The 20191-nt window shown below is 56.0% G+C and carries 14 protein-coding genes; 7 read left to right on the forward strand and 7 right to left on the reverse strand.

Annotated features, from left to right (window positions below; all coding sequences use genetic code 11):
* Positions 1-7: 7 nt before the first annotated feature.
* From LBR61_06285 to LBR61_06300, 4 genes are all read right to left on the reverse strand, one after another.
* Complete coding sequence (locus tag LBR61_06285) at positions 8-1330, reverse strand: hypothetical protein (GenBank protein ID MDR1731687.1); 1323 nt, start codon at positions 1328-1330, stop codon at positions 8-10.
* A 92-nt stretch (positions 1331-1422) separates the two neighbouring features.
* The gene (locus LBR61_06290) at positions 1423-3483 is read right to left on the reverse strand and encodes a response regulator (GenBank protein MDR1731688.1); all 2061 of its coding nucleotides are present in this window, start codon (positions 3481-3483) and stop codon (positions 1423-1425) included.
* 39 nt (positions 3484-3522) lie between these two features.
* The gene (locus LBR61_06295) at positions 3523-5706 is read right to left on the reverse strand and encodes a response regulator (GenBank protein ID MDR1731689.1); all 2184 of its coding nucleotides are present in this window, start codon (positions 5704-5706) and stop codon (positions 3523-3525) included.
* Positions 5707-5721: 15 nt separating this feature from the next.
* Entirely contained in the window at positions 5722-6888 is a 1167-nt protein-coding gene (locus LBR61_06300) for an FIST C-terminal domain-containing protein (GenBank protein ID MDR1731690.1), read from the reverse strand.
* Between the two features lie 354 nt (positions 6889-7242).
* On the opposite strand from LBR61_06300, the gene trxB reads away from it, so the two are divergent.
* The 5 genes from trxB (at position 7243) to LBR61_06325 (ending at position 11646) form a co-directional block, all read left to right on the forward strand.
* Positions 7243-8433: a thioredoxin-disulfide reductase gene (gene trxB, locus LBR61_06305; protein MDR1731691.1), complete on the forward strand. Its 1191-nt coding sequence runs from the start codon at positions 7243-7245 to the stop codon at positions 8431-8433.
* Positions 8434-8442: 9 nt separating this feature from the next.
* Positions 8443-9378 (forward strand): PfkB family carbohydrate kinase, encoded by a 936-nt coding sequence (locus LBR61_06310; GenBank protein MDR1731692.1) that lies wholly within the window; start codon positions 8443-8445, stop codon positions 9376-9378.
* Positions 9379-9523: 145 nt separating this feature from the next.
* Positions 9524-10042, forward strand: coding sequence for a flagellar export chaperone FliS (gene fliS, locus LBR61_06315; GenBank protein MDR1731693.1), 519 nt, complete (start codon positions 9524-9526; stop codon positions 10040-10042).
* On the forward strand, positions 10032-10523 hold the full coding sequence (locus LBR61_06320) for a flagellar protein FlgN (GenBank protein ID MDR1731694.1): 492 nt from the start codon (positions 10032-10034) through the stop codon (positions 10521-10523). The genes fliS and LBR61_06320 overlap by 11 nt, the downstream gene beginning before the upstream one ends.
* On the forward strand, positions 10495-11646 hold the full coding sequence (locus LBR61_06325; GenBank protein ID MDR1731695.1) for a M48 family metalloprotease: 1152 nt from the start codon (positions 10495-10497) through the stop codon (positions 11644-11646). The genes LBR61_06320 and LBR61_06325 overlap by 29 nt, the downstream gene beginning before the upstream one ends.
* Positions 11647-11652: 6 nt before the next feature.
* On the opposite strand, the gene LBR61_06330 is transcribed toward LBR61_06325, so the two are convergent.
* Together LBR61_06330 and ligA are read right to left on the reverse strand one after the other, a co-directional pair.
* Positions 11653-12174, reverse strand: a complete 522-nt coding sequence (locus LBR61_06330) for a hypothetical protein (GenBank protein ID MDR1731696.1) — start codon at positions 12172-12174, stop codon at positions 11653-11655.
* A 170-nt stretch (positions 12175-12344) separates the two neighbouring features.
* Entirely contained in the window at positions 12345-14402 is a 2058-nt protein-coding gene (gene ligA, locus LBR61_06335; GenBank protein ID MDR1731697.1) for an NAD-dependent DNA ligase LigA, read from the reverse strand.
* Between the two features lie 496 nt (positions 14403-14898).
* Here ligA and LBR61_06340 point away from each other — a divergent pair, with 496 nt between their 5' ends.
* Together LBR61_06340 and LBR61_06345 are read left to right on the forward strand one after the other, a co-directional pair.
* Positions 14899-16032 (forward strand): amidohydrolase, encoded by a 1134-nt coding sequence (locus LBR61_06340; protein MDR1731698.1) that lies wholly within the window; start codon positions 14899-14901, stop codon positions 16030-16032.
* A gap of 113 nt (positions 16033-16145) precedes the next feature.
* Complete coding sequence (locus LBR61_06345; protein MDR1731699.1) at positions 16146-17570, forward strand: TIGR00366 family protein; 1425 nt, start codon at positions 16146-16148, stop codon at positions 17568-17570.
* Positions 17571-17672: 102 nt separating this feature from the next.
* Here LBR61_06345 and thrS read toward each other — a convergent pair whose 3' ends face one another.
* Entirely contained in the window at positions 17673-19625 is a 1953-nt protein-coding gene (thrS, locus tag LBR61_06350) for a threonine--tRNA ligase (protein ID MDR1731700.1), read from the reverse strand.
* Between the last annotated feature and the right edge of the window lie 566 nt (positions 19626-20191).

Consider the following 20191-nt stretch of genomic DNA (forward strand, 5'->3'; position numbering starts at 1 on the left):
TTATGATCTATTTTTTCAGGTTGATTCGCACGATCCGTCCTGGACGCCCCGCCGTTGGCGAGGATTCCTTTCCCACGACGGTCAGATATCCTCCCGTTTCGAGCTTGAGCAGGATGCGGTTCATGCTTCGCAGGTTGATGCCGTAGAGGTCGGCCAGCTCTCTGGCCGTCGTGTCACGCAGATGGTGCTGGCGGACGATGCCGTCCAGCCTGGTCAGCGTCCGCAACCCGACGCCGGTCCGCTCCGAAACGCGGGACAGGGCCGCGCCGGTCCTTTGGCTCTCCTCGTCTTCATAGTCGGTGACGGGACCAATGACGAGCTGATCCTCGTGCACGGCGAACATGCAGCTGACTCCGTTCGATCTCGCATGGCGAAGCGCCAGGCGGGCGTTGTGCTGAGATTGGCTGGCGTCGCCGCCGATGCCGATCCCGACGAAAATCTTTTGTTCCTCTCCGCGAAGAGAGAACATCCGCAGCGGGTCGAACCGTTTGAAGTCCCCGGTTTCGCTTCGGATAGCGGTCTGGGTTGTGAAAAGAGAAAAATGATCGGGAGGCGACTCAACGAGGGCCGCGCCCAGCCTCTGCGCGAACATATAAACCGGTTCGCTGACGGCGCTTCTGTCGTAGAACTGCTGGAGGATATTGGGGCCGGAGGACGTCCGCTCAGACTGGTAAGCTATCTCGATCTCAACGGCGGCCAGACGGAACTCCTCCATCATCTTGCTCTGGAGATCAAGACGCAGTTTATTGATTTGCTGGACGATGACCTCCGTTACGTTGCTGATGATGATGCAGGGAACACCCTCGCGGGTCAGGAACTCGAACACGCGAACGATGCCCGTGACGCAGCAGGTTGTCCTGCCGCTCTCGAACAGTTGTTTGTGGAACCGGCAGAGAAGGTCGATGTAGTTTTCCTCGAAAAGGCTGAACCCCGCGAAATAGGGTTCGATGTCGCCGCCCGCATACCCCGCCTGGCGGTAGGCGTTGTGAATCAGGCTCTCGTTATAGGAATCGAAGCTCGCGCGGCGGATGTCCAATCCCTTCACGTAGGCGGCCTGCAGGAGCGAGCAGACGAGGGAGAGAAGGCTTTGAGGAATGTACTCCCAGGGGCAGGAGGCGCGGAGGAAGCGGAGAACGTACCGGTAAGGCGTGGAGCCGGTGAAGAGCACGCAGTCCACCTCGCTCTGCCTTCCCCGAAGAATGGAAACGGCGTCCTGAAATGTCCGGTACGGCAGCGGAACGGGTTCGACGTACATCACGTGCCCTCTGATCGCCTCGATCACCCGGTCCACGCTGGTCTGCGGCCCGACAATTCCAATCTTCGTAACCAAAAGCGTTCCCCCCGGCATCAACCCATTTTTCGCGTCCGATATTCGATCTATAAAATGCGGGCGGCATAAACTGTCAGATGGTCCATGCCCTGTCAAATAAAGGAAGCGAGTTTTTCCACCAGAGCTTCAATTTCGTCGCAGAACGCGTTGAGCTGTCTGGCTGTCTGCTCGTCTCTCGGAATCGATATCGTGTCGGCGATTCTGCCGACCTTGTCCGCTCCAATGCTGTAACAGGACAGCTTTATATCCTGAACCACATCGGCGAAACTCGATTCGTCGTCGGATTCGCAGTATTCCTTCAAACAGCGCAGGGCGCCGGGAGCGCTGTCTGTGAAGCCCCTCAAAGCCGCCAGGTAAATTTCGGGCTTGTAGTCAAACCGCGCAAGGCCCTGGGCAAAATCCATTCCGTCGATACTGACAAAGGAGAAGAACTTATCCATGGATTTCTGCTGAATCCGGTGCTCCTGCCTCTGATCCAGAAGAGAGGTCTCCGGTTCCGGGCTCTCCGGCCCTCCGGGGTGAGAAATCCACCGGAGCAAAATGGCGTCCAGCTCCTTCGAATCGATGGGCTTGGAGAGGTATCCCTGAAACCCGCTCTTCAGGAACATGTCGTCGGCGCCGGCCATGGCCGTGGCGGTCAGCGCGATAATCGGCACACTCCTGGCGTATTCCGTGTCGATTTCGTTCCGAATGATCCTCACCGCCTCCACGCCATCGATGCCTGGCATCATATGATCCATAAAAATCAGGTCATACCGCGGATTTTCGTCCCGGATCATTTGAATCGCCTGCCAGCCGCTGGCCGCCCTGTGAACGGTGAGATCGTAGTATTCCATCATGCCCTGCGCGACCTCAATGTTCATCTCCACATCGTCCACCACCAGCACCTTTTTACCCGTCATCGACACGAAGGACATCGCCTCCCGGTTTTTGCCGGCGCTGGTGATGAAATCAAATTTTTCCAGATTCGAGGCGACTTCACTTCCGATGATGGTGACGTTCGCCACGTTCTGCCTCAGGGTGACGCAGAACAGGCTTCCCCTGCCGTACTCGCTTTCAACGGTTATATTGCCCTGCATCATGCGGACGAGATTTTTGCAGATCGCAAGTCCCAGCCCCGTGCCCTCCGTGGCGCGGTGACTGGCCATATCGACCTGTTCGTACGCGCCGAAAAGTTTTTCGATATTTTCCGGCGATATTCCGATCCCGCTGTCTTTCACGTCGAAGCACAGCATAAAACGGTCGGCTTCGTAATAGCCATGAACATAAAGCTCCACAAATCCCTCTTTCGTGTATTTAATGGCGTTTGACACGAGATTGTTCACAATCTGGAGGATGCGCAGATCGTCTCCGTAAAGTCGGGACGGCAGTTTTTCATCTACCTTCAGCCGAAATTCCAGGGGTTTCGAGCCTATTCGGACGATATTCATTGAGACGACGTTTCCTATCAGGTTGGCCACATCGTAATCCACCGGCAGAAGCTCCATCCTGCCGGCCTCAATTTTGGAAATGTCCAGAATATCGTTGATGATACTCAGAAGCGTGTTCCCTGCCGAAAAAACTTTTTCGAGGTTGGAGAGGGTATCGACGGGAAGCGTCTTGCGAAGCTCCAGCTCCGTCAGTCCCTTGATGGCGTTGAGGGGCGTGCGGAGCTCGTGGCTCATGCTGGCAAGAAAGCTGCTTTTGATTTTGCTCGCTTTCTCGGCGGTTTCCTTGGCCTCCAAAAGCTCCCGCTCCATTTTGATGTAAGACGTAACGTCCACCGCCAGCTGCAGGTGGACTTTTTTGCCGCAGGTCCATTCGATGAGGCGGTCGGTGTTTCTGAAGACGCGCCCGTCGGCGCATTCCACGTCCCAGCGGACAATCTGCTCGGGCTCCTTCGTCAGTTTGTGCATGGGGCAAAAATCGCAGCGCCCGTCGGCGCTGGTCTGCATAACCTCCCAGCATCTCTGTCCGACCCCGGCTCTGGCCGTCCTGTAACTGCGGTTGATCCTGTCGTTGACAAATAAAATTTCATCTGTCTCAATGTCCATGACGTAAATCGAGGCGTCGAGATTGTCGAAAATATGGTCGATGCTGGACAGCGGCAGCCCCGCGACGGAGCCGTCGAGGGAGCCAACCTGCAGGTCGGACTCCGGCCTGTCATTTACCATAAGGAACAGCTCCCTGTTTCAATCGTCTTTCGCATAAACTCACGTCAGAGCCCGCGCGGCCGTTCTGCCTCTCTCGGGCAGATATTTCGAGAGTTTTTCCATTACGTCGTCAAAATTCAGAGGTTTCCCCAGGTGGTCGTTCATCCCGGCCTCCATGCATTTTTCGATGTCCTCCCGAAACACGTTGGCCGTCATGGCGACAATCGGAATTTTTACTGCGCGCTCCACATTCAGGGCGCGAATCCGGCGCGTCGCCTCGTATCCGTCCATTTCCGGCATTTGGACGTCCATAAAAATCATGTCAAACCGGTCGGGAGCGGCGGCGAAATCCGCGAAGGCCTCCATGCCGTTCCTCGCGCTGACGATTTCAATGGCCGTGGGTTCCAGCAGGGCAATGAGAATTTCTCTGTTGATTTCAATATCTTCCGCCAACAGAATCCGGTAACCCAGAAAACAGTTGGAGATGTCCTTCACTCCATCCTTCTCCTGAGTTTCCTGAACGGCGTGGAAACACTCGTTGATCCTTTCCGCCAGCAGCGAAGGAAAAAGGGGCTTCTGAACGAATCCCTCGCTTCCCGCCGCCTTGGCCTCCTGTTCGACGGCGCTCCACTCCACCGCGGAAGCCATAACCAGCACGGAGGGAATTCCCCGATCTCTCAGGCGTCGAATCAGTTCCGACGTCTCCATGTCCTTCAGGTTCCATCCAACGAAACAAATGTCCCAGGGACCGCTTTTTTCGATTTTTTCACAGGCCTGAACCCCGCCCTCCGCCGTGTCGTACAGAAGGCCGAAACCCCCGGCAATCTCGGCGAAACACTGGCGAACCGCCTCCGAATCGTCCACGGCGAACACGCGAATTTTTCCCGGATCCAGAGAGGGCGCGAAAAATTTCGGCGTCCCCTCCTCGCTGACCCGCAGGGCGTGAATTTGAAAGGTGAAGACGGAGCCCTCCCCCACCTGCGAATCCACCCAGATTCTGCCGTTCATCATTTCCACGATTCTCCGGGAAATGGCCAGCCCCAGCCCCGTGCCCCCAAATTTGCGGGAGGTGCTGCTGTCGGCCTGTTCGAAAGAATGGAAAAGTCGGGATTTTTGCTCTTCGGTGACGCCGATTCCCGTATCTCTGACGGAAATCTGCAGGACGCAGTCGTCGTTTTCCTCGCCGATCAGGCGGGCGTCAATGGTGATCTCCCCCCTCTCCGGAGTGAACTTCACGGCGTTGGAGAGCAGGTTCGTAATGACCTGACTGAGGCGCTGCTCGTCGCAGATGATCATGTAGGGGATGGCGCCGTCGAGGTGAACGTTGAGGGCCTGATGCTTTTCCTCCAGACGGAAACTGATGACGTTCACCATTTTAATCAGCATTTTTTCGAAGTTGAACTTGGTATAGGAAAGGTCGAACTTATTGGCCTCGATCTTGGACATATCGAGAATGTCGTTGATGACCCCCAGAAGGTGCACCGACGCCTCGTCGATTTTATCAAGGCAGTAATCTTTTTTTTTCACGTCTTCTGATGATTTAGCGATATGGGTCATGCCGATAATGGCGTTCATGGGAGTACGGATTTCATGGGACATATTCGCCAGAAATTCGCTTTTGGACCGACTGGCGTCCTCGGCGTCTCTCTGGGCGCGCTCGGCGTCCCGACGGGCCTGTTCCATCTCGGTGATGTCGTGGAGAATCATCATCGACCCCTCCACGTCTCCCGCGGAGTTGGTCATCATCGTAAAATGAATTTCATACCTGCGGGGGTGGCCCGTGCCGCCGATGTCCGCTTCCTCTTCAAAGTTAATCGATTTTTTCTCCTCCGCGGCATAGGCGATGCGGACAAAGATCCGCTTCGTCCCCTCGGATTCTTCAAGACGACTGAAAACCTCCCGCACAGTCCGCCCGTTGATCAGGTCGAAGCTGGAAATCCCTGCTCTGCGCAAAAACGCCCTGGTGCAATAGGAGAACCGCTGATCCCGATCAAAAAGAATAATGAGGTCCGGACTGTTTCCCAGCAGGAGCTGCATGTACTTTTCCTGTTTTTTCTGCTCGGCCGACCGGATGTCATTGACGTTGCTGTTCACCATGGCCACAGTTTCAACCTGCTCCATGGCGTTTTGAAGGCGTTTCAACTGACGGTTGAGGCGCACCTCATTCTTCCGCAGCTCGAGCACCTGCTGTCGAAGCTCCTCGACCTCCAGAGCTGTGTCACTGGATATCACAGCGTTTTCCAATACAAATGCCCTCCCCTACGAAAAGACACAGGCAATCAAAGTATAATTATGGAAGCGGTTTTTGAGTTTTCCGTCTTCACTGTAAACAGGGCAGATTTCCCCGCCGGAATAGGAGAACATGAACGGAACGTCCCCGGAAAACTTCCGAACGATTCGAGTTTCGCTGGCGAAGTCCGGACTGAGGATAAAATAGCGTCCACGGCAGGAATACGCCAGAATGCCATTGATATGCTCCACCTTCATGATCTCGCCCAGAGATTCCTGCGTCGTCTGAAGGATACCTTCGCGATTCAAAGATCCCAGGGTCACGCCCGCGCCCGTGGGGATGCTCCCGCCGTAGACGCCGTCTCCCTCCGGAGTGACGCCATACATGAGCAGCGCCACCGGACGGGTGCCATCCTCATAATCCACCATAAACGGGCTGGCCAGAGCCGGCCCCCATTTCAGGTCCTCGGTATGCATACCCAAACTTTCCAGATATTCCAGAAGAGGCAGACCGTTGACGGACTTCACCACGTAGCCCTCCGAGTCGGTGACAATCCCCTTCTGCTGCTGAATGCTGTGCTCCGGAAGCGCAATGACGGTGAACTTCGCGTTGACGTCTCCTTTCATCAGGAGAAGAGCCGCGGTGTTTTGATGAGCCTGGTCGTTGCAGATCGTCTGGCTTTCCTCCCGACCCGAGACGGAATGGTCGCAGGACACCGTGCCGAATATGGGTATGCCTCCGGAAATTTCGTCGAGCTTCTCCAGAAACTGTCCGCCGCTGACCTCTCCCATCAGCGGGAAAAAGGCCATGATGAAGGAGGGATCTCCCCCCAGTTTGCTTTTTGCCCGGGCATGGGTATCCATAACCGTGCGTTCGATGTTCTCAGCAGTGATGGTTTCAGACATGGCCGTCGAAAAGGAAACGTCGTCGCTGTAAAGCATGGTGAAGATCAGAACCTCGTTTCCTCCCTCGTCCCTGCAGGCGCCGCTGGTGGTAGTACAGCCGATCACCTCGAAGGGCAGTCGCTCGTACAGCGCCTTCACAACACCGGTCTCGATGTATTCGCTGTAACAGTGCACAAGCCCCACCGCATTTTTGAAGCTGCAGTTCTCCAGATCCAGCTGACGAACGACATCACCCACCGCAACTTCCACATCGTCGATTTCAGTTGTATATGCGCATCGCATTTTGATCATTCAGGGCATCCTCCGAACCAGCTCTACTGCCAAAATATTTTTACTAACTCAAAAAATCCAGTATATGCCTGCCCGCATGCGGAAATTCCTGTCGAGTTGAATAACTACTACAAAAATACCGGCAATTTACTGATTTTGCACATGAGAAAATAACCTGACATTATTATTGTAACATATCCGAGCCATTTGGGCGGACTTGCGGTTTGACAGGACGGACCCGCGTCAAATAAAATCTGCTTGACATGAACAGGCCTCGGACGCATACTTGATAATATATTAGATGGAATGCCGCAGCCGGCGTTTGCACCACAAGAGATGAGTGCTGAAAGATCGGCACAAAGGAGAAGATGGTTTATGGAGAAGAGAGAGCTTGTCATTATTGGAGCCGGGCCGGCGGGAATGGCCGCCGCGATTTATGGGCGACGGGCGGGACTTGACGTGCTGCTTCTGGAGAGAGGCGCCACGGGAGGACAGATCAACATCACCGACGAAATCGAAAACTGGCCCGGCGTTCAGCATGCTACGGGGCCGGAACTGGGCAACATGTTCCGGGAGCACGCTTTGAAGTTCAAGGCGGAAATCCGCATGGCGGACGTCAAAAAAGTGGAACTTCGCGGAGACAGCCGGATTGTTGTCACCGACACGGGAGAAATCGAAGCGGAGGCCGTCATCGTGGCCACAGGCGCGTACTTCCGCCGTCTGGGCTGCCCGGGAGAGGACGAGCACATCGGCCAGGGCGTCAGCTACTGCGCCGTGTGTGACGGAGCCTTTTTCGAGGGAGAAGAGATCGCCGTGGTGGGCGGGGGCAACAGCGCTGTGGAAGAAGGCGTGTACCTGACCAACTTTGCGTCCAAAGTCTACATCATTCACCGTCGGGACGAGTTTCGCGCGGACCGGGCCGCGGTGGAGCGAGCGCTTTCCAACCCGAAGATCGTCCCCGTCTGGAACAGCGTTGTGGAGCGCATCGAAGGCGACGGAGCCGTGGAAAATCTCGTCCTGAAAAACGTCAGGACCGGCGAAACCTCCAGCCTGAAGGTGGCGGGCGTATTCATGTTCGTGGGACAGGCGCCTTACGACGAATGCGTCAGAGGCCTCGTGAAGGCCACAAAAGAGGGCTGGATCCTGGTCAACGAAAAGATGGAAACGTCCGTGGACGGAATCTTCGCCGCCGGAGACGTCTGCAACAAGCACCTGCGTCAGGTTCTGACGGCGGCCTCCGACGGAGCCATTGCGGCCATGGGAGCCTCCTCTTACATCAACGAGCAGATTCACCTGCGGGCCGTCCTCCTGGAGCCCGAGTCCGTGACGGCGTTCTTTTACTCGAGCATCGACGAGAAGCAGGCTCACCTGTCCAACGAGGTCGAAAAATTCGCCAAAAAGCAGGGTAAAAAGATTCCCATCATCGACGGGTACAAAAACGCGCGCATGATCGAAAAGCTGGATATCGGCTCCCAGCTTCCGGCCGTCGTGGAACTGCGCAGGGGCAGTGTGGCGAAGGTCGAAAAACTCGCCTCGGAAGCCGACATCGCAAAAATACTGGGATAAAAATCTCAAATGATCCTCACCGTTACGTTCAATCCGGCAGTCGATATGGATTTTCTCGTCGAGGACTTTCTTCCCGGCAGGCGATACAGAGCGGACGTGTCGCGGCGCAGCCCGGGAGGAGCGGGAATCAACATCTCCATTATCCTGCGTCGCCTCGGACAGCCATCCATCGCGTCGGGATTTTTGGCCGGATTCGACGGGCTGTATATTCTGGAGGCCCTTCGAAAAGAGGGCATTTCCACGAATTTCATCCATACCGGCGGGGAAACGCGAATCAACGTCTGCATCATTGATGTGGAGCGTAATGTGGAGACGAGACTGCACGAGCGGGGAATCGAAATTCCCGCCCAGGACAGAAAAATTTTTCTGCGCAATTACGAGCGGATTTTGACCCGCGCTCACGCGGTCTGTCTGGGAGGATCCCTGCCTCCCGGACTGAACGTCTCCATCTACGGGGAAATGGTGAAGATGGCAAAAAACGCGTCTCTTCCGGTGGTCGTCCATCCGACGGAGGACGCTCTGGAGGCCGCCCTGGAGGAGGCCCCCACCGTGGTCAAACTGGACTATCAGTCCCGGCTTTCGGAAACCGGCCTCGCAGGTCAGGAAGAGGTGAACGCTTTCGCGAAACAGGCCCTCCTTCTGCGCGGCCGCGGCACCCAGTGGGTCATCACGTCTCTCAGTCGGGAAAAAGTCGCTTTCGCCTCGCCGGGAGGGCTCTGGATCGCCGAAAACCCCCTTTCAGAAATGAGATACGTCTACGCCACGGAGGACGCTCTTTTAGCGGGGCTGTTGGCCGGACTGCAGGAGCGGTTTTCGTCGGAGCGGGCCATCCGGCTGGCTATGGCCTGTTGCAGGGAATGCGCCACGCATCATGAAAAATTTCCCGAAAACAGAAGTTGTGTAGAAAAACTGACCTCCGACGTTCTTCTCACAAAAATCGACTGAGGCCCGCGGGTCAACGGGGTCGTTCCGGAAAACAGAGGCTGCGGGTTGTTCCTCGCGGTTCACACATAATCTCAGGACAAAAGTTCTGACTTTCGTTTTGACTTTTAATGTCCGAAAACAGGAGAGAAGAGGGAGAGTGATATCCATGGAAAATAAAACTCAGACGGCGCCGTTTACGTACCAGGCCACCCAAATATCTACGGCGACAAAAGAGCAGCTTCTTTTGATCACTTACGACATTGGCATACGTTCCTGCCGCATGGCGGAAGCGGCCCTTGAAACGGACGGCAAAGCTCAGAATTTCGACGTGGCCAACAGAGAAATTCTGCGGGCTCAGGACGTCATTCGCGAACTCATGGTGACGCTCAACACCGAAAAGGGCGGCGACATGGCAAATGGGCTGATGCGCCTCTACGACTACATGTACCAGCTTCTGGTGGACGCCAACATCAAAAAAGAGCCCAAAAACATTGTTACCGTACGGACGATGCTGGAGGACCTGAAAGAGACCTGGGAGCAGGCTCTGATGAAGCTGCTGAAGGAATATCAGACGGCTCACCCCGAAGACGAAGAAGTGAAGACCGCCGTCAGGGACATCCCGACGCCTTCCGTTCCGTCTGAGAGCAGGAGCGCGCCCGCCGGGGGACTGAACATTGCGGGATGATGTTCTGACGCAGGTAACCAACCTTCTGACCCGAGAACTGGGAATATATCAGACCCTGCGCAGGATGGTGGGACGAGAACTGGAGGCCATCATCCTCAATGGGGATATGGAAGAATTGCTGGCTATTTTGCAGGAAAAACAGGAAATCATTTCTCGGCTGCAGCTGCTGTCGGATACCTGGGCGGATGCCCTGCCTTCCATGGGTCTGGAGGAACTGCGGGGGACGGATGGTTTTTGGGAAACGCTGTCGTCTCTTTTCAGTGAAGAGGATTCCGCCACTTTCCAGAGCGTTCTCACGGAAACGAGAAACGCCGCCGAAGACCTGATGAAGGCCGAGAAAAACGTCCAGGAAGAACTGGAAAAACACGTGCAGTCCCTCCGAACCAAAATGTTGCAGATTAACCACGGCCGATCGGCCTGTATCGGCTACGCGAAAATGGGGGGAGGAAAGATTGAGCAGGGTAACGGGGATTCCGATTAAAATTTTTTCCGCCAGATCGTTTTCGGTGTTCCTGATTTTGCTTTTGTCTCTTCTCAGCCCCTTATGCGCCCGTGCCGCAAACGTCGACAGCACCGCTGAAGTCATTTCAGAAGACGAGGGGATAGAGGACCCTCAACTGGCCAGGGAAAGAAAAATAGGCCGCAGAACGGTTCGTCAGATCGAAGCCCGGTGGGAGCTGATTGCAGACCCCGCCCGTCTTGCGCATCTGACCATGATTCTGAACAAACTGGAACCTCACATGAAACGCAAAATCCCCTACGAGCTGCGCATCCTGCGCATGGATGTCCCCAACGCTTTCTGCCTCCCCGGGGGGTTCATTTTTTTTACGTCAAAGATGCTGGACCAGTTGCACTCGGATGCCGAAATTGCCGCGGTCATGGCCCATGAAATGATTCACGTGGATCAAAGCCACGGGCTGAAAATGGCCGCGAAATCCAACAGGCTGAGCCTCGCGGCGCTGGCCGCCGCAGTGCTCAGCGGAGGAGCGCTGGCCCCCGTGGTTATCGCCCAGGTCGCCCAAGTCGCCATGACCAGCGCCTACAGCATCGAATTCGAAAAAGAAGCCGACAGTATGGGACTCGACGTCCTCATCGCCTCCGGGTACCCGCCCTCCGCGATGATCACCCTCATGGAGGGGTTTCTGCACGAGGAAATGAAGCAGCCCATCTACGAATACGGCATTTACATGGATCATCCGGAATCCGCCGAACGCGTCAGGGCCATGAGCGCAAAACTGAAAGCGCTGCATATAAATCTTCAGAGAAAATATCCCTTGCATCTGCTCAGAACTTCCATAGAAAAGTTCGGCAGTGAAGCAAGGCTGCTGGTGGATGGCGTTCCGGTCTGGAGCGGGTTTAACAGTGCGGAAACTCTCAGGGTGATGACGCAGGCGCAGAAAAGCCTCGATCGGGATTTTCAGATGGAACTCCCGCCCTATGAACTGCAGCTGGAGGGCAATGAGATTCTGCGTCTGCGAAACGGTATTCTGGCCCAGACGCCTCTGCCCCAGGGGATGCAGGACCTGAAAACCCTCAGAAAAAACCTGCTGGATGCCCTTGCCCGGGCTCAGGCCAAACATCCCATCGCAAAGTATTTCAGGTAAACCCGGCTACGCCTCTTTTTTGTCCTCGACCTGTACCTGTTCAAGGATAAACGGGACGACCTCTTCCAAACGCAGATTGAGAACGTGAGCAAATTCTTCGTGAAGCATTTTTTCGGCCTCTCTCAGAAACCGCCTGTCGGTAAGATGCAGTTCCTTCCCTTTTTCTTTCTGCGATTTTCGGCGCAGGTAGAGCGTTTTGATGAGCCGGATCAGTTCCTTCCGGTCTCCGGTCTCCAGAATTTTCTGGTATTCTCCTCTGCGCACCGCCTCGTCATCGATCCAGATTGAAGTTTCATCCGGCATGGTCCGGATCAGATCCTGAATTTCCTCCATGGACAGAACGGGCCGCAGGTTTGCCGTGGCCGTTTCATTGTTCACCGGGACAAAAATTGTGGATTTCTCATCGGAAAGAGGTTTCAAAACGTAGTATTCCAGAGTTTTGCCCCGCAAGTTCTTTTCTGAAACTTCCATGATCCTGCACAATCCCAACCCGCCGTACAACACGGTGTCGTTGACGCTATACATCATGCTCTTTCCTCCTTTTCTTTTTCCTGCAGATCGCCCCACCCTCACACCAGACACGTAATAAAAAACGTGCGCCTGCCGCAACTGGACTTACGTTCCACAAGGCAAACTGCACGTTGAGCTCGTTATTCTACAGGTATTACCGCTCTATTATAACAAAAAATATCTCCTGTTCAGAGACCCAAATTTTCTCCCAAATTTTCTCCAGCCTTATTTTCTCCCTGGGGCAGCATCTTCAGAAACTCGGCTTCGTCGATGATCCGGATCCCCAATTCTTCGGCCTTTTTCAGCTTGGATCCGGCGTTCGCCCCGGCGACAACCAGAGATGTTTTCGAGCTGACGCTGCCAGCGGCCTTTCCTCCCAGCTCCTTCACCCGCCGCTCCGCCTCCGCCCGGGAAACAGACGAAAGCTCGCCCGTGAACACCAGCGTCATTCCCGCAAATATCCCCTCCCGCGGGCCGGAGGAAGTTTTTCCCGTCCCCATGCTGACCCCGCTTTCCCGCAAACGTTCCAGAAGAGCCCGGTTCGCGGCATCGTGGAAGAAGGCCTCCACGGAGGAGGCAATCACGGGGCCAATGCCGTCCACCTGGGCCAGATCGTCTTCGGACACGCTCTGAAGGGACTCCATCGAGCCAAAGTGTTCCGCCAGAATATCCGCCACCCGATCCCCCACGAAGCGAATGCCCAGCCCGGCGATCAGCGCGGACAGAGGTCGTTTTTTCGAGGCCTCGATGGCCGCGATGAGGTTTTGCGCGGACTTTTCTCCCATGCGGTCCAGATTCGCAAGATCTTCCTCCGTCAGGCCGTAAATATCAGCCAGATCCCGAACCAGACCTTTTTCTGTCAGTTGTTCCGCCAGACGGTCCCCCAGCCCGCGAATGTCCATGCCTCCCCGTGAGGCGAAATAGCGAAGGCCCTCCTTCAGCTGCGCCGGACAGGAAGCCCGATTGGGACAGCGAACGGCCACCTCTCCAGGCAGACGCACGACAGGAGAGCCGCAGACGGGGCAGTTCTCCGGCATGACAAAGGGAACTTCGCTTCCCGTCCGCGCCTCCCGGTCCACATCGACAATTTCCGGAATGATCTCCCCCGCCTTGTGGACCTTCACCCGGTCTCCGACCCGAATGTCTCTGCGCCGCACCTCGTCCTCGTTGTGCAGTCCGGCTCGCTGGACGGTCGTGCCCCCCACCTGTACCGGCTCCAGGTTCGCCACAGGCGTCAGAGCCCCCGTGCGCCCCACGGAGATATCGATGCTCAGAACTCGCGTAAAAACCTCCTCCGGCGGATACTTGAACGCCACGGCCCATCGGGGAGCGTGAGACGTGGCCCCCGCGCGGTTCCAGAGCGCAATGTCATCCAGCTTGACGACCACGCCATCCGTGACGTAATTCAAATCGAAGCGCCCTTCCCGCCAAATTTCGATGAAGGTCTCCACGTCCTCCAGAACGGGACAAAAGGCCCAGGCCTTTTGAGTCGGCAGCCCCTGTTCTGCCAGCCAGCGCAGCGTTTCGCTCTGCCGCTTTATCCCTCTCTGCTCCGCGTCGACGAGATAGTACAAAAATACGGACAACCCCCGGGAAGCCGCCACTTCGGAGTTCAACTGGCGCAGACTCCCAGCGGCGGCGTTGCGGGGGTTGGCGAAAAGCGACTCGCCATTTTCCTCCCGAAGGCGATTCAGCTCGGCGAACTGTTCGCGGGTAATCAGAACCTCGCCTCGAACCTCCATCCGTCCGGGTACGTTTTTTTTCAGACGCAAAGGCAAATTTTTCACCGTCCGCAGGTTTTCCGTCACGTCTTCCCCAACCCGACCGTCTCCGCGGGTGGCCCCCCGGACGAAGACCCCGTCCTCATAAATCAGGGACACGGCGAGCCCGTCGATTTTCATCTCGCAGACAAAGGAGGGTTCCGCCGCGCCCTCCGCCCTGGTTTCGGCGCTGTTTCGATGAAGCGCGTCTTCCAGGCGCGTGACAAAACTCCTCAGTTCTCCCGCGTCAAAGATATTGTCCAGGGACAGCATGGGAACGGCGTGCTCCACCTTCTGAAATTTTTCCAGCACGGCCCCTCCGACCCGTTTCGTCGGGGAATCCGCCCGGGCCAGCTCCGGATGAGCGAGCTCCAGCTCCACAAGCTCCCGCAGCAGCAGATCGTATTCCTCGTCTGAAATGACGGGGGAATCCTCCTCGTAATAGAGCCGCGAATGACGCGCAAGCTCCTCATAGAGCTCTCCCATGCGGAGAATGTCCTTTTCCGGCGGCCTGTTCGTCCCCTTTATGCCATCCGTCAAATTTTCCGCATGATTTTCCGTATAAATGAAACTGTCCCCGCCTGAAGAACTCCCCTTCAGATTTTTGGCACTCAAAGTTTTCACCCGCTTCTTCTGAACTGAAAAGTTTTCATCCGACGTCATCCCGTTCTGAACAGTCAATATAGCACAGATACCGGACTAAACGAACAGGATATAATTCAAAAGAGAGCTTTGACCTCCAGAACTTTCAAGTTTGAATATATAAAAATCTCTTTCTTTTTGTAAAACAGAACCTAACATGTTATAATCGATTCGATTCAGGGAATACAGGCCTTCCTGAAGAGTCGCGACTTATTGTCCATGTTGCAGTTATAGTTTATCTCTCTGCAGTGAAAAAGCAGAAAAAAACTCTTCGCAAAGCTTCGGCAGAATGTTACTGGCGCTGCCAATAATTAAATATCAGTTGGAAGGAGAACGAGAAATGGATTTGGTGAAATATCTCGACGAGAATCGCGCATCAATTTTGCGGACTCTCGACGAACTGCATGACATGCCCGAGGCCAGCGAAAAGGAGTTCAACACATCCGCCTGCCTCGCGCAGCACCTGAAGGAATGCGGCTACACCGTCAAAACCGGCGTCGGAGGCACAACGGGAGTTATCGGTGTTCTGGACAGCGGGAAACCCGGTCCGGTGGTCGGCATTCGAGCCGACATGGACGCCCTGCTTTACGAGGTGGACGGAAAAACCGTCGCCTCCCATACCTGCGGACACGATGCAAACAGCACCGAAGTTCTGTGGGCCGCAAAAGCCATCTCCGCATGCGGCAAACCTCAAAAGGGTCGTTTCATGGCGATTTTTCAGCCTGCCGAGGAAGTGGCCAGCGGCGCTCTGGCTCTTCTGAAAAGCGGTGAGCTGGAGGGACTGGAGTATCTTTTCGGTACCCACCTGCGCGCAATTGAGGAACTTCCCATGGGAAAAATCACACCTTCTCTGCGACATTCCGCCTCCGGGTTCATGTTTGCGGAGATAACCGGCAAAGGCGCTCACGGCGCACGTCCTCATCTGGGGGTCAATGCCGCGGAGGCCGCCGCGGCGGCTCTATTCGCGATCAACAGCGTTCACGTGACCCCGCTCGTCCCCCACTCCGCGAAGGTGACCCGAATACGCTGCGGCAGCGATTCTCTCAACATCATCCCCGACAGGGCCGAAATCGCCGTGGATATGAGAGCTCAGACTAACCCGGTTATGGCTGATCTTCGCGCAAAAGTCGAGGCCGCCATCACGGGCGGAGCCGCCTCCGTCGGCGCGAAGGCCGTTTGCCACTGGAAAACCGGCTGCCCCGCCGCTCAGGACAGCGATGAAGTGGTCGAAATCGCGCGCCGCGCCATCGTATCCGTGTTGGGGGAAGAAGGGCTGGCGCCCTGCATGGAAACCCCGGGAGGCGAAGATTTCCATTATTACGCTCAGGGCATTCCCAACCTGAAAACCACCGTCATCGGTGTAGGGGCCGACCTGACTCCCGGCCTGCATCTCAGGGGCATGACCTTCAATCACGAAGCCGTCATCTGCGCCGCCAAGGTTCTGGCGCTGATGGTTCACAGTCTGGTTGCCTGACGCGAGACTCCTTCCCCGACCGAAAACAAAAGCCTGAACATCTCATATTCCGTCTCTCCTGATTTTCAGGGTCAATTTGGATTTTAAAATTAATTTGGGAGGAATTATCTGAAATGGCAGACAAAATAATTTCTGTATCCGAGCGAGTAAAAAAGTTTCCCCACGTTTTCGCCTTCCTGTTTTGCACGGTGCTGTTCGTCATCATTCTGACCTGGGTCGTTCCGGCCGGGCAGTTCGAGCGCACGGCCCGAGTCGTGGCGGGAATGAAGCAAAGCACCGTCGTTCCCGGGACCTACCACGAAGTTCCCTCCGCGCCCCAGGCGCCCTGGACAATTTTCACCGCGCTGGACAGGGGCTTTTCGCAGTCGGGAGGCATGATCTTCATGGTCTTCTTCTGCGGGGCGGCCGTCTATATCCTGGAAAAAACGGGAACGGTGCGGGTCTCCTTTCAGCGGCTGCTGAAAAAAGTTTCCGGAAGAGAGCAGCTGGCCATTTTCGCCGTGATGTTCTTCATGTCCATCGGAGGCGCGGTGGGCGCCTTCGCGAATACCTCGCTGGCCCTTCTGCCTTTGGGCATCCTGCTCTCCAGAGCCATGGGATTCGACAACGTGGTGGGGTTCGGCATGGTCTATCTGGGATCTTACGCCGGATTCAACGTGGGATGGGGAAACGTGTTCACCGTCGGAATCGCCCAGGACATCGCGGAGCTGGAAAAATTCTCCGGCTTCTACGTTCGCGTTCTCTTCCATCTCGTCAACCTGGCTCTGTCGTACTGGTGGGTCTCGCTCTACGCAAAGCGCATCAAAAAGACCCCGCAGGCCAGTCTGCTCTATGACGAAGGGGCGGACCTGTCGGAAATCTATGGCTCCGACCAGAACTTCAGCGACCACGAGCCCTTCACCTGGAGGCACAAAAGCTGCCTTTTCATCACCATCCTGGGATTTGGCGCCATCATTATCGGCTCCATCCTCTGGAACTGGGGTATTCCCTACTACTCAGCCACGTTCCTCGCGATGGCCATATTCGTGGGACTGTTTGGGGGGCTCGGAGTCAACGGGACCTGCCGGGAGTTCATCAAGGGGAGCGGAACGATGGTGGCCGGCGCCTTTGTCATCGGGATCTCCCGCGCCATTTCCGTCGTGATGGCCGACGGTAAAATCATCGACTCCATCGTGTACTACATCTCTCAGCCCATTTCCTACTTTGGACCGATTATCGGCGCCAATCTCATGTTCTACGCCAACGTCCTCATCAACTTCTTCATCCCCTCCGGGTCGGGGCAGGCCGTGGCGGTCATGCCGCTGATGGTTCCCATCGCGGACCTTGCGCATATTACCCGCCAGGTCGCCGTTCAGGCCTTCCAGTTCGGCGACGGATTCACCAACTGCATCCTGCCCACCGCCGGCGTCGTCATGAGCTCCCTGGCCCTTGCCAACATCCCCTATACCCGCTACCTCAAATGGTTCTTCCCCGTTGTGGTCATGCAGATCGTCCTCGCAAGCGCAGCCATCACCATACTGCAATACATCGGCTGGTAATCGCTTTTCGAAAAATTCAGACCAGAAATTCAGAACGAAAAGGGCGGTCGTCAGCGGCCGCCCTTTTCGCTTAATTTCAAAATCCAATGTTCCGGTCTATGCTCAGCTGGCAGCGCTTTTCGCGGGCTCGCCATCCTTCAGGGGGTTGAACTCCCCGTCCAGAACGATGCGGAACTCCTCCAGAGACATGCTGCCCAGGTCCCCTTTGCTGCGTTCGCGCACCGCCACCAGCCGGGACTCCGCTTCCCTGTCGCCGATGACGATCATGTAGGGGACCTTCTGGAGCTGCGCGTCCCGGATGCGTTTGCCCAGCTTTTCGTCCCGGGTGTCCGCTTCCACCCGAAGACCCCAGGATTTGAATATCGCGGTCAGCTCCCGCACATAAGCCTCGTGCTCCTCCGAAATGGGAATCAGCTTCACCTGCACAGGGGCGATCCAGAAGGGGAACGCCCCCGCATAGTGTTCGATCAGGATGCCCAAAAACCGCTCGATGCTGCCGAGAACCGTGCGATGGAGCATGACGGGGCGATGTTCCTTTCCGTCGGCTCCAACGTAGGTCAGGTCGAATCGCTCCGGCATCTGGAAGTCGAGCTGAATCGTGCCGCACTGCCAGGTTCTGCCGATGCAGTCCTCCAGGTGGAAATCAATTTTCGGGCCGTAAAACGCGCCGTCGCCCTCGTTAATCCGGTACTGGGAGCCGGTGGAGTCCAGGGCCTCCTTCAGGGCCGCCTCCGCCGCCGCCCACTGCTCGGCCGTCCCCATGGAGTTTTCCGGCCGCGTTGAAAGCTCAATGTGGTAGCGGAAACCAAAAACCTCACGATAAATGTAGTCGCACAGGTCCATGATTCCGACGACCTCTTTTTTGACCTGCTCGGGGGTGCAGTACAGGTGCGCATCGTCCTGAGTGAAGCAGCGAACGCGCATAAGTCCGTGCAGGGCGCCGCTGCGCTCGTGTCGATGGACGATGCCCAGCTCCGCCATGCGAAGCGGCAGGTCCCGGTAACTGCGAATCTGAGTTTTATAGACCAGCATTCCCCCCGGACAGTTCATCGGCTTCACGGCAAAGGGTTTTTCGTCGATTTCCGTGAAGTACATATTCTCCTTGTAATGATCCCAGTGCCCGGACTGAAGCCACAGCGAACGGTCCAGAATCAGCGGCGTCCGGATTTCTTCGTACCCGCGCTTCGCGTGTTCCTTTCTCCAAAAGTCCAGCAGCGTGTTGATGACCGCCATACCCTTCGGGTGGAAGAAGGGAAAGCCCTGCCCTTCGTCGTGGAGGCTGAAGAGGTCCAGCTCTTTGCCCAGCTTGCGATGGTCGCGCAGTTTTGCCTCTTCGAGACGCCGCAGGTGCTCCTTCAGCTCGTCTGGAGTCGCGAAGGCCGTGCCGTAAATGCGGGTCAGCATGACGTTCTTCTCGTCTCCGCGCCAGTAAGCGCCGGCGATGGAAAGCAGTTTGAAATTCCGGAGCCGGGAAGTATCCGGAACGTGGGGCCCCCGGCACAGGTCCACATAATCGCCCTGTTTGTAAAGCGACACGCCCGGGACGTCCAGTTCGGAGATCAGCTCCACCTTGTACGGGTCTCCCCGATCCCTGAAAAACTTCAGAGCGTCTTCCTTCGTCATCTCGATTCGCTCGATCTTCAGCGCGGCCCCCGCCAGTTTTCGCATTTCCTCCTCGACGGCGGAAAGGTCCTGTTCCGTCAGAGTCACCGGCACGTCCACGTCGTAATAAAATCCGTCCTTAATGCAGGGACCGATGCCAAACTTCGCTCCCGGCCAGAGCTTTTCTATCGCCTGAGCCATCAGGTGAGCGCAGGAATGGCGCATGATGTCAAGCCCCTCCTCCGAATCCGCGTAGACGCCCTCCATCGTGCCTCCCCGCGACACCGTCCGCTCCAAATCCAGAAGCTCTCCGTCCAGCTTCCCCGCCAGAGCCTTCTTTCCATTCGGACTTTTCAGAAGGCCCAGTCCGGACAGAATCTCGGATACCTTCGCCGATTCCTCAGGCAGTTCACACACTTTCCCCTGCCCGGCGCCTCCCTGGAATTTCAACATCTCCATCATCTCCCAATTTTCGATCTAAAAAATCAAGACAGAAAAACGCCCGCGTCCTCTCACCATGGAGACGACGTGGGCGCAGACTTGTCGCGGTTCCACTCCATTTCCGGACCGAAAAAACGATCCGGCGCTCAAAACCGCTGTACGGGGCGGCTCCCCTGCGTCTTATTCCTCCGTCGCTTTCCTCGCGGCAAAACCGGACCTCGACGCTCACTCAGAGGGGGTCTTCGCTTCTTTTCCGGCGGCGGGATTCTCAGCCGCGATCCCGATTCTCTGTTCGCCTTCGATGGAAGTTACTCTTCCTCTTCATCGTGTCTATTTCATTTGTCAACTCTGAAGAAAAAGAATAACATCGAAACATCTTTAACACAAGAGGGCTCTTAGAATAGTTTTCCGTGATATGATTTAACAAATATTTTATACAGCAAATTAATACAAATTTTTACACAAAATGACGAACACCTGTATGGAGCGCGCAAACAAAAATGGACGACCGGAAATATCTTATGAGAACAATGTCTCCTGAAGAAGTGATTTTCACTCTGCCTGGACGGGGAGATGCA

The organism is Synergistaceae bacterium (genome assembly GCA_031272035.1).
Classification (GTDB): Bacteria; Synergistota; Synergistia; order Synergistales; family Aminobacteriaceae; genus JAISSA01.